The organism is Mycobacterium sp. (assembly GCF_019247615.1).
In the GTDB taxonomy this organism is placed as follows: Bacteria; Actinomycetota; Actinomycetes; order Mycobacteriales; family Mycobacteriaceae; genus Mycobacterium.
Genome location: NZ_JAFBAT010000214.1, coordinates 1 through 10,554 on the forward strand (window position 1 = coordinate 1; position 10,554 = coordinate 10,554).

A 10,554-nucleotide genomic window follows, 5' to 3' on the forward strand; every position below is an offset into this window, starting at 1 on the left:
TGAACCGGATCGTTGCGCCCGCCGCAGCGAGCGTTGTGGTTGGCCTGTTGCTCGGCGCGGCCGCGATCTTCGGGATCACGCTGATGGTCCAGCAAGACACGAAGCCGCCACTTCCCGGGGGCGATCCGCAGTCGTCAGTGCTCAACCGGGTCGAGTACGGCAACCGTAGCTAGCCGCGCGGCTGGGGCACTGCCCGTCCCGCAGGCTGCCGATGCGCAACAGGCCCCGGCCCCGCCGTTGTCACGCCGGTGGTTGATCCTTGTCGGTGCGATCGCGCTGGTGTTGTCCTTCGCGCAATCACCCGGGCAGGTCTCGCCCGACACCAAACTCGACCTGACCGCCAACCCCCTGCGCTTCCTGGCCCGGGCGACCAACCTGTGGAACAGCGAACTGCCTTTCGGACAGGTGCAGAACCAGGCATACGGCTACTTGTTTCCGCACGGCGCCTTCTTTGTGGTCGGCCACCTGTTGGGGTTGCCGGGATGGGTGACGCAACGGCTGTGGTGGGCGCTGCTGCTCGGCATCGGGTTTTGGGGGATGCTGCGCGTCGCCGAGGCGCTGGGAATCGGCAGCCCGCCCTCACGGGTGATCGGTGCGGCGGCTTTCGCGCTGGCGCCGCGGGTACTGACCACGCTGGGGTCGATATCGTCGGAAACGCTGCCGATGATGCTGGCCCCGTGGGTGTTGCTGCCCGTGATCCTGGCGCTGCGGGGGTCCACGAATAACACTGGCCGGTCGATGCGGGCCCTCGCCGGGCAGGCCGGGCTGGCCGTCGCGTTGATGGGCGCGGTCAATGCCATCGCGACGCTGGCCGGTTGCCTTCCGGCGGTGATCTGGTGGGCGTGTCACCGGCCGAACCGATTGGGGTGGCGTTTCGCGGCGTGGTGGCTGTTGGCGCTGGCCGTGGCCGTGCTGTGGTGGGTGGTGGCGCTGACTCTGCTGCGCCACGTCAGTCCCCCGTTCCTGGACTTCATCGAATCCTCGGGCGTGACCACGCAGTGGTCGTCGCTGACGGAGATACTGCGCGGCACCGACGCCTGGACCCCGTTCGTGGCGCCGACGGCCACCGCCGGCGCGCCCCTGGTGACCGGATCGGCGGCCATCCTGGGCACCTGCCTGGTCGCGGCGGCCGGGCTGGCCGGGCTGGCCCACCCCGAGATGCCGGCGCGGGGCCGGCTGGTGGCGATGCTGCTGGTCGGCGTGGTGCTGATGGCCGCCGGCTACAGCGGCGGGCTGGGTTCGCCCGTTGCCCATCAGGTCCAGGCGTTTTTGGATGCCGGCGGCGCACCGCTGCGCAATGTGCACAAGCTGGCCGCGCTCATCCGGATCCCCGTGGTACTGGGCATTGCGCACCTGCTGGGCCGGGTGCCCCTTCCCGGTTCGGGGACGCCCAGGGCGTCGGGGTGGCTGCGCGCGTTCGCCCATCCCGAGCGCGACAGGCGGGTGGCGGTGACGATCGTGGTGCTCACGGCGCTGCTGGTCAGCACGTCGCTGGCGTGGACCGGTCGACTCACGCCGCCCGGCACTTTCAGCGCGATACCCCAGTACTGGCACGAGGCCGCCGACTGGCTCACCGAACACAACGTCTCGGAGACCGGTGGGCCGCTCCCCGGCCGCGCGCTGGTGGTCCCGGGCGCGCCGTTCGCCACTCAGGTGTGGGGCACCAGCCATGACGAGCCGCTGCAGGTGCTCGGCAGCAGCCCTTGGGGCGTACGCGACTCCATCCCGTTGACGCCGCCGCAAACCATTCGGGCGCTGGATTCGGTGCAACGCCTGTTCGCCGCCGGCCAACCGTCGGTCGGCCTGGCCGATACCCTTGCCCGCCAAGGGATTTCTTTCGTGGTGGTGCGCAACGACCTCGACCCGGACACCTCGCGGTCGGCGCGCCCCATCCTGGTGCACCGCGCCATCGAGGGCTCCCCCGGGCTGCAGAAGGTGGCGCAGTTCGGCGCGCCGGTGGGGCCCGGCGCGCTGGCGGGGTTCGTCAACGACAGCGGGTTGCGGCCCCGGTACCCCGCCCTGGAGATATACCGAGTGCACTCTCGGGTCGCCACCGAAAAGTCGGCAGACGCTGGAGCGCCGTACTTCGTCGACGCGGACCAGCTGGCACGGGTCGACGGCGGCCCGGAGGTGCTGCTGCGCCTCGACGAGCGCCGACGCCTGCTGGGTGGCTCCCCGACGGGCCCGGCGGTGATGACCGCGGACGCCCAGGCCGCCGGGCTGCCGGTCGGTGTCGTCACCGTCACCGACACGCCGGTGGCCCGAGAAACCGACTACGGCCGTGTCGACGACCATTCCTCGGCGATGCGGGCGCCAGGTGATGCCCGGCGCACCTACAACCGGGTGCCCGACTACCCGGTTCCGGGCGCGGACCCGGTGGTCGGGGCCTGGAACGGCGGCCGGATTACCGTGTCGAGCTCATCGGCGGACTCCACCGCGATGCCCGATGTCGCACCGGCGACCGCGGCCGCCGCCGCCGTCGACGGTGACCCGGCGACCGCGTGGGTATCCAACGCGCTGCAGGCCGCGGTGGGGCAGTGGCTGCAGGTGGACTTCGACCACCCCGTGAGCAACGGCGCCATCACGATCACGCCGAGCGCCGCCGCCATCGGCGCCCAGGTCCGCCGCATCCTGATCGAGACCGCCAACGGCAGCACCACCCTGCGGTTCGACGAGCCGGGCAAGCCGCTCACCGCGGCGCTGCCCTACGGCGAAACGCCGTGGGTGCGGGTCACCGCCGCGGGCACCGACGACGGGTCACCCGGGGTCCAGTTCGGCATCACCGACCTGGCGATCACGCAGTACGACGCATCCGGGTTCGCCCACCCGCTCAGCCTGCGGCACACCGTGCACGTGCCCGGTCCCCCACCGGGTTCGGCGGTCGCCGGATGGGATCTGGGATCGGAACTGCTCGGCCGCCCCGGCTGCGCCTCTGCGCCCGACGGCGTGCACTGCGCGGCGTCGATGACGTTGGCGCCGGAGGAACCGGTCACTTTCAGTCGCACCCTGACCGTTGCCACTTCCGTGTCCGTGACGCCGACGGTGTGGGTGCGGCCACGACAGGGGCCCAAGCTCGCCGATCTCGTGGCCGAACCGAACACCACCCGCGCCCAGGGTGATTCCGATCTGGTGGATCTGTTGGGGTCGGCATACGCGGCCGCCGACGGTGATTCGGCCACCGCGTGGACCGCACCGCAGCGGGTCGTGCAGCACAAGTCGCCGCCGACGCTGACCGTCATCCTGCCGCACCCAGCCGACGTCGCGGGGGTACGCCTGGTGCCGAGCCGGTGGGCATTGCCGGCCCACCCGACGATGGTGGCCGTCAACCTGGGCGACGGTCCTCAGGTCCGGAAATTGCGGCCGGGCGAGCCCCAGACGCTGTCGCTGCAACCGCGGGTGACCGACACCGTCAGCATCAGCCTGCTCGACTGGCAAGACGTCATCGACCGCAATGCTCTGGGGTTCGACCAGCTCAAGCCGCCGGGCCTGGCCGAGGTCGCGGTCCTCGGCGACGACGGTAACCCGATCGCGCCCGCCGACGCCGGCCGCAACCGGGCTCGGCAGATCACGGTGGACTGCGAGCACGGCCCGGTCGTCGCGGTCGCGGGCCGGTTCGTGCACACGTCGATCACCACCACCGTCGGGGCGCTGCTGGACGGCGGACCGGTTCCCGCCCTTGCCTGTGAAAGCGACCCGATCTCGCTGCCTGCGGGCCAGCAGGAGGTGTTGATCAGCCCCGGCTCGCAGTTCGTCGTGGACGGAGCCCGGCTGGCCACCCGGAATGCCGCCGATTTGGCCGGAGCCACCGGCCCCTCGCCGGTTCGTGCCGACACCGGTCAGTGGGGTCCGAGCCGTCGCGAGCTGCGGGCCCCCGCCTCGGCGACGTCTCGGGTGCTGGTCATCCCGGAGAGCATCAACCCGGGATGGGTCGCGCGCACCGACAGCGGTCAGCGATTGACACCGATAGCCGTCAACGGTTGGCAGCAGGGTTGGGTGGTGCCATCGGCGAAGGCGGGCACCATCACGCTGACCTTCGCCGACAATTCCCTGTACCGGGCGGGCCTGGCCGTTGGGCTGGCCCTGCTGCCGCTGCTGGCAATGCTCGCGTGTTGGCGCACACGGCGCGGGCGCACGGACGACGCACCGGCGCGACCGTGGGCATCGGGGTCTTGGGCGGCGGTGGCGGTGCTGGCGGCCGCGGGCGTCATTGCGGGGACGGTCGGGGCTCTGGTGGTCGGCGCCGCCCTCGGGCTGCGGTACGCGTTGCGCCGCCGGCAGCGGTGGCGCGACGGCGCGACCGTCGTGCTGAGCGCGAGCGGGCTGATCCTGGCCGGGGCCGCGCTGTCCAGGCATCCCTGGCGGTCGGTCGACGGCTACGCCGGGCACTCCGCCAATGTGCAACTGCTGGCGCTGATTTCGCTGGCGGCGCTGGCCGCATCGGTGGTGGCCGGGCCGGGCGGGGCGCGCCGCACCGCTCCGGATAGCTCCGAATGATGCCTCGGGTGTTGGCTACCGGTTTGCCTGCTGGTTGACTTGACATGCGGCTCGGCGTGATCGCAGCCGGCTGAGGAGTTGCGACCATGGGATGGTTTTCGGCGCCCGAATACTGGCTCGGCAGACTGGTGCTCGAGCGGGGCGTCGCGGCCATCTATCTGATCGCATTCGTTGCCGCCGCACTCCAGTTCCGGGCCCTCATCGGGGAACATGGAATACTCCCGATACCAAGGTTTTTGGCCACCCGAACGTTTTGGGCAGCGCCGAGCCTGTTCCACCTGCGCTATTCCGATCGGCTGTTCGCGGGCGCCTCCTGGCTGGGCGCGGCGCTGTCGGCGGCCATCGTCGCGGGTGTGGCAGACCTGGCGCCGTTGTGGACGGCGATGCTGATGTGGCTCGCGCTGTGGGTGCTGTACCTGTCGATCGTCAACGTCGGCCAAACCTGGTATGGGTTCGGCTGGGAGTCGTTGCTGCTGGAAACCGGCTTCTTGATGATCTTCCTGGGCAACGACACCGTGGCGCCGCCGCTGCTCACGTTGTGGTTGGCGCGGTTGTTGCTGTTCCGCGTGGAGTTCGGCGCCGGCCTGATCAAGATGCGCGGCGACCCGTGCTGGCGCAACCTGACCTGTCTGTACTACCACCACGAGACCCAGCCGATGCCGGGGCCGCTGAGCTGGTTCTTCCATCACCTGCCCAGGCCGCTGCACCGGATCGAGGTGGCGGGCAACCATTTCGCTCAGCTCATCGTGCCGTTCGGGCTGTTCGCGCCCCAGCCGGTAGCCGGCGTGGCGGCGGGCATCGTCGTGGTCACCCAGCTGTGGCTGGTGGCGTCGGGCAACTTCGCGTGGCTCAACTGGCTGACGATCATCCTGGCGTTCAGCGCCATCGACGACGCGTCGTTGGCGCCGCTCTTCGCGGTACCCGCGCATCCGGTGTGGACGGCACCACCGCTGTGGTTCGCCGTCGCGGTGATCGGGTTCGCCGGCGCGGTGGTGCTCATGACCTACTGGCCGGTGCGCAACATGCTTTCTGCGCGTCAACGAATGAACATGTCCTTCAACCCGTTCCACTTGGTGAATACCTACGGAGCGTTCGGCAGCGTCGGCCGCGTGCGCCGGGAGGTGGTCATCGAGGGCACCGACGACGAGCGGCTCACCGCGAACACCGTCTGGCGGGAATACGAATTCAAGGGCAAGCCCGGCGCGGTGCGCCGGCTGCCGCGCCAATGGGCGCCCTACCACCTGCGGCTGGACTGGCTGATGTGGTTCGCCGCCATCTCACCGGCGTATGCGCAGCCCTGGCTGTTGCCGCTGTTGCAGCGGCTGCTGCGAAATGACCGGCCGACGCTTCGCCTGTTGCGCCACAATCCCTTCGCAACCGGCCCGCCGCGGTACGTGCGCGCCCAGCTTTACGAATACCGGTTCACCACGCTCACCGAGCTGCGCCGGGAGCGGGCGTGGTGGCATCGCACCCTGATCGGCGGATACATACGGCCGATGGCGTTGCAGGACATGACTTACCCGCTGCGCGGCTGATGCATTCGACCCGAGCGTGAGCTACAGCGTCTCGTCCAGCTCGCCGAGCCGGTCGGTCAACCGCAGGTTCTCTGAGTAGTCGACCGGGCAGTTGATCAGCGACACACCGTCGTCGGCGAGGGCAGCCTTCAGCGTGGGCAGCAGTTCGTCGGCGCTTTTGATCTGATATCCCTTGGCCCCGAAACTTTCGGCGTAGGTGACGATGTCGGGGTTGCCGAACTTGACGTAGTGGTGCTCGCCGAGTTCGAGATCCATCTTCCATTCGATGAGCCCGTAACCGCCGTCCTCCCAGATCAAAACCACCAGCGGTATCCGCTCCCGAACGGCGGTTTCGATCTCCTGTGAGCTCATCATGAACGCGCCGTCACCGACGACGGCGAGCACCTTCGACTCGGGCCGCGCCAGCTTGACGCCCAGCGCCCCGGGAAGCGCGAAACTCATGGTGGACAAGCCATTCGATACCAGACACGTGTTGGCCTCGAAGGTCGGGTAGAGCCGGGCCATCCACATCTTGGTGGCGCCGGTGTCAACCAGGACGATATCGCTGCGACCCAGGGCGGCGCGGGTGTCGGCGACCAGCCGCTGGGGCGCCAGCGGGTAACGCGAATCCTGTTGTCCCCGAGCGAATTCCTCGGAAAGCAGCCCGGAACCGGGGATGGCCGGGTCGGCGTGAAAGCGGTGCTCGCCCAGCGCCTCCCGCAAAGCGTCGAGCGACGCGCTGATGTCGCCGATGATGCCGACGTCGACGGGGTAGTGCAGATCCACCTCGGCCGGAAAACGATGGATGTGGATGATCTTCTTGTCGGCTTTCGGGTTGATCCTGACCGGGTCGAATTCCTGCAGTTCGTAGCCGACCGCTATGACCACGTCGGCGTTGTCGAACCCGAAGTTGACGTAATCGTGCCGCATGAACCCAAGGGTCCCGATGCCGTTGGGGTGGTCGTCGGGCATCACCCCCTTGCCGTGGAAGGTGTTCGCCACCGGGATGCCGAATTCCTCGGAGAACCGCACCAGGGCCGCGCTGGCTGCGCCGCGGGCCGCGCCGTGCCCGGCCAGCATCACCGGCCGCGTGGCCTCCCGCAGAATGTCGACCGCCCGCGCCACTTGCCTGAAGGCCGGCGCCTCGGCGCGGACGACGTTGCGCGGCAACGGTGTCAGGTCGGGGTAGTCGGTGTCGTCGGCGTCGATGTGTTCGGGCACGGCCAGATAGACCGCGGCGGGCCGTTCCGCCTCGGAAAGCTTGAACGCTTTGCGGAACATCTCCGGGATGGCGTGCACCGTCGGGATGCCGGCGGCCCACCGGGTGATCGGGGCGAACATCGACACCAGGTCGACGTACTGGTGGGACTCCTTGAACTGGCGGTCCTGACCCACCTGGGCGGAGATCGCGACCATCGGTGTGCTGTTGGTGGTGGCGTCGGCGACGCCGAGTTGCATGTTGATCGCGCCCGGGCCCAGGGTCGTCGACACCACCGCCGCCCGACCCGTGACGCGCCCGTACATCTCGGCCATGAACGACGCCGCTTGCTCGTGCCGGGTGAGCACATAGCGAATGCTGGACGACGCCAACGCCGTCACGAAGCGGATGTTCTCCTCGCCGGGGACCCCGAAGACGACGGAAACCCCCTCGTTCTCCAGACACTTGACCATCAGCTCGGCGGCTTTGCTCATCCGGCACCTCCCTGTCGGGAACGATAGTGGCAGGCTAGGTGTTGGACGTTCCATCAACCCTTAAACCGAAGGATGTCAGCGTGCCCATCGCCACCATCAACCCGGCTACCGGCGAGACAGTGAAGACCTTCACCCCGGCAACGGACGAGGAAGTCGACGCGGCCATCGCCCGCGCGTATGCGCGGTTCCAGGACTACCGCCACAACACCGCCTTCGCCCAGCGCGCGGAATGGGCGAATGCGACCGCCGACCTGCTGGAAAAGGAGGCCGACGACACCGCCGCAATGATGACCCTGGAAATGGGCAAGACCCTGAAATCGGCCAAGGCCGAAGTGATCAAGTGCGCCAAGGGCTTTCGCTACTACGCGGAGAACGCCGAGCAGCTGCTCGCCGACGAGCCGGCCGACGCCGAGAAGGTGGGGGCCAAGAAGGCGTACATCCGCTACCAGCCGCTCGGGGTGGTGCTGGCCGTGATGCCGTGGAACTTTCCGCTGTGGCAGGCCGTCCGGTTCGCCGCGCCGGCGCTGATGGCGGGCAACGTCGGACTCCTCAAGCACGCGTCCAACGTGCCGCAGTCGGCGCTGTATCTCGCCGACGTCATCGCCCGCGGCGGCTTCCCGGACGGCTGCTTCCAGACGCTGCTCGTTTCCTCCAGTGCCGTGGAGCGCATATTGCGTGACCCCCGGGTCGCGGCGGCCACCCTCACCGGCAGCGAGCCGGCCGGCCAATCGGTCGCCGCCATCGCCGGCGACGAGATCAAACCCACCGTGCTCGAGCTCGGTGGCAGCGACCCGTTCATCGTGATGCCGTCCGCCGACCTCGACGAGGCCGTCAAGACGGCGGTCACCGCGCGGGTGCAGAACAACGGTCAATCCTGCATCGCCGCAAAGCGTTTCATCGTCCACGCCGACGTCTACGAGGCGTTCGTCGACAAGTTCGTCGAGCGGATGCAGGCGCTCAACGTCGGCGCCCCGACCGACCCCGACACCGACGTGGGTCCGCTGGCCACCGAATCGGGCCGCGACGAGATCGCCAAGCAGGTCGACGACGCCGCCGCGGCCGGTGCAAACATTCGCATCGGCGGCAAGCCGCTCGACCGGCCGGGTTGGTTCTATCCGCCGACGGTGGTCACCGACATCACCAAGGAGATGGCGTTGTACACCGAGGAGGTTTTCGGCCCGGTCGCTTCGATGTACCGCGCCGAAAGCGTCGACGAAGCCATCGAGATCGCCAACGCGACGACCTTCGGTCTCGGCTCCAACGCCTGGACCAACGACGAGGCCGAGCAGCAGCGCTTCATCGACGACATCGAGGCCGGTCAGGTCTTCATCAACGGAATGACGGTGTCCTACCCGGAACTCGGCTTCGGCGGCGTCAAGCGCTCGGGCTATGGTCGCGAGCTCGCCGGCCTGGGCATCCGCGCGTTCTGCAACGCCAAGACCGTCTGGGTGGGGCCGGCCGAGAGCGGCGACTCCGGCGGCGACAAGAAGGTCGAGTAGCCGCCGCCAGGACTACACGGTGGCCAACGACCGTTCGTCCTCCTCGGCGAAGGTGTCCTCGAGCTGCAGCGGCGAGTAATCGAGGTCGATCTCGCCGACCGGGCGCCCGCGTGCGCTGGCGATGGTGCCGAAGCGTCGCATCCCCTTGTCGGCCGCGTATTGCATGGACTCGTCGGTCGACAGGTCGAAGGGCATCGGGTCGTAGAGGGCGAAGCCCTCCTCGATGAGCCGCAGTCCGAGAGGCATGAGCTCGTTCATCCGCGTTTCGAAGACGCCCCAATTGGCGTCGTCGGCGGCGACGTGGCGCCGGCAGGTGAACGTGCCCCATGCCATGTGGCGTCGCTCGTCGTCGCCGATGCGCCGCACCAGTTCCTGCATGCCGGGAAGAATGCCGCGCGCGACGCAGATCTTGTGCCAGATGTAGTAACCGGTCAGCGCCAACATGCCTTCGACCATGTGGTTGTAGGTGACCGATGCCCGGACCTGGGCGGCCGGGGACGGGTCATACGACAGTTTGCTCAGGCAGTCCGGTAATTCCTCGTAGAAAATCGTGCGGTAGGTCGGGATGTCGTCAATGTAGCTGTGCAGGTCCTCTTTGACGCCGACCGCGTCGAGCCACGTGCGGAACACCTGTACGTGCTTGGCTTCCTCGAAGGCGAACTGCGTCAGGTACATCTCGTCGCCGAGCCGGCCTTCGGCCCGCATCGCAGCCATGAACGGCTGGATGTCTTGGGTCACCGATTCCTCGCCGGCGATGAACTCCGCGCACAGCCGGGTCGCGTAGTGGCGTTCGACTTCGGTGAGGCGTTCCCAGTCCTCGCGGTCGCGGGAGAAGTCGATGTCTGCCGGATTCCAGAATTTCGCATTGCCGCCCGCAAAGAGCTTGAGCGGCAAGCTGTCCCAGTTGAGTCCGCCCGCGACCATCGAGCCAATTCGGGTGCGTGTCATCTCATGGCCTCGTTTATTTCCTTCCTGTGCGCCTGCGGCAGAGCGGCGAATGCCGCCGCCAGTACCGCGACAAGGCGGCGCACCGCCAGCGCCGGCTGGTCCGGTGTCGGTTCGTCGAGGCCGAGGATCGGATCCAACCCGCGCACGTATGGGGCCAATGCCAGGTGCGGAAAGATCATCAGCAGCAGGGCCAGCAACGCGCCGGTATCGCAATCTGCACGCAGGTCGCCGCGCGCGTGCGCGTCGTGGACGAGTGGCCGCATCACTTCCAGGTAGTGGCGGTGAATGACGTTCTGCACGCTGACGCGGGCTTCGGAATCGACTTCCAGAGTCGCCGCGGCGTGCAGCGCGCGTTCATGCGGGTGGTCTGCAAAATAGGCGACCCAGCCGTCCAGCAGGTCGGTGAG

At 68.5% G+C, this 10,554-nt stretch carries 6 protein-coding genes and 1 pseudogene; 4 read left to right on the top strand and 3 right to left on the bottom strand.

The annotated features are described in order from the left end of the window. From JO059_RS14780 to JO059_RS14790, 3 genes are all read left to right on the top strand, one after another. Positions 1-173, top strand: a 173-nt coding sequence (locus tag JO059_RS14780; protein ID WP_293319949.1) for a DUF2613 domain-containing protein, incomplete at its 5' end; no start/stop codon positions are given. A gap of 16 nt (positions 174-189) precedes the next feature. Then, positions 190-4,494 (top strand): DUF3367 domain-containing protein, encoded by a 4,305-nt coding sequence (locus tag JO059_RS14785; protein WP_293319951.1) that lies wholly within the window; start codon positions 190-192, stop codon positions 4,492-4,494. A gap of 86 nt (positions 4,495-4,580) precedes the next feature. Then, entirely contained in the window at positions 4,581-6,029 is a 1,449-nt protein-coding gene (locus JO059_RS14790) for a lipase maturation factor family protein (RefSeq protein ID WP_293319941.1), read from the top strand. Positions 6,030-6,050: 21 nt separating this feature from the next. Here JO059_RS14790 and JO059_RS14795 read toward each other — a convergent pair whose 3' ends face one another. Continuing rightward, positions 6,051-7,700: an acetolactate synthase large subunit gene (locus tag JO059_RS14795; RefSeq protein WP_293319943.1), complete on the bottom strand. Its 1,650-nt coding sequence runs from the start codon at positions 7,698-7,700 to the stop codon at positions 6,051-6,053. An 80-nt stretch (positions 7,701-7,780) separates the two neighbouring features. On the opposite strand from JO059_RS14795, the gene JO059_RS14800 reads away from it, so the two are divergent. Further along, on the top strand, positions 7,781-9,199 hold the full coding sequence (locus tag JO059_RS14800) for an NADP-dependent succinic semialdehyde dehydrogenase (protein ID WP_293319945.1): 1,419 nt from the start codon (positions 7,781-7,783) through the stop codon (positions 9,197-9,199). Positions 9,200-9,211: 12 nt separating this feature from the next. Here the strand turns inward: JO059_RS14800 and JO059_RS14805 are convergent, their stop codons facing one another. Further along, positions 9,212-10,147 carry a R2-like ligand-binding oxidase gene (locus JO059_RS14805; RefSeq protein WP_293319947.1) on the bottom strand — a complete coding sequence of 312 codons (936 nt, stop codon included), beginning with the start codon at positions 10,145-10,147 and terminating at the stop codon, positions 9,212-9,214. Next, a pseudogene (locus JO059_RS14810) lies at positions 10,144-10,554 on the bottom strand (TetR/AcrR family transcriptional regulator); the annotation flags it as partial. The gene JO059_RS14805 and the pseudogene JO059_RS14810, both read right to left, overlap by 4 nt.

What these genes read in the sequence shown, in the direction of transcription:
- JO059_RS14790 (WP_293319941.1), top strand. Translation starts at nt 4,581, where the DNA reads ATGGGATGGTTTTCGGCGCCCGAATACTGGCTCGGCAGACTGGTGCTC.
- JO059_RS14795 (WP_293319943.1), bottom strand. Translation starts at nt 7,700, where the DNA reads ATGAGCAAAGCCGCCGAGCTGATGGTCAAGTGTCTGGAGAACGAGGGG.
- JO059_RS14805 (WP_293319947.1), bottom strand. Translation starts at nt 10,147, where the DNA reads ATGACACGCACCCGAATTGGCTCGATGGTCGCGGGCGGACTCAACTGG.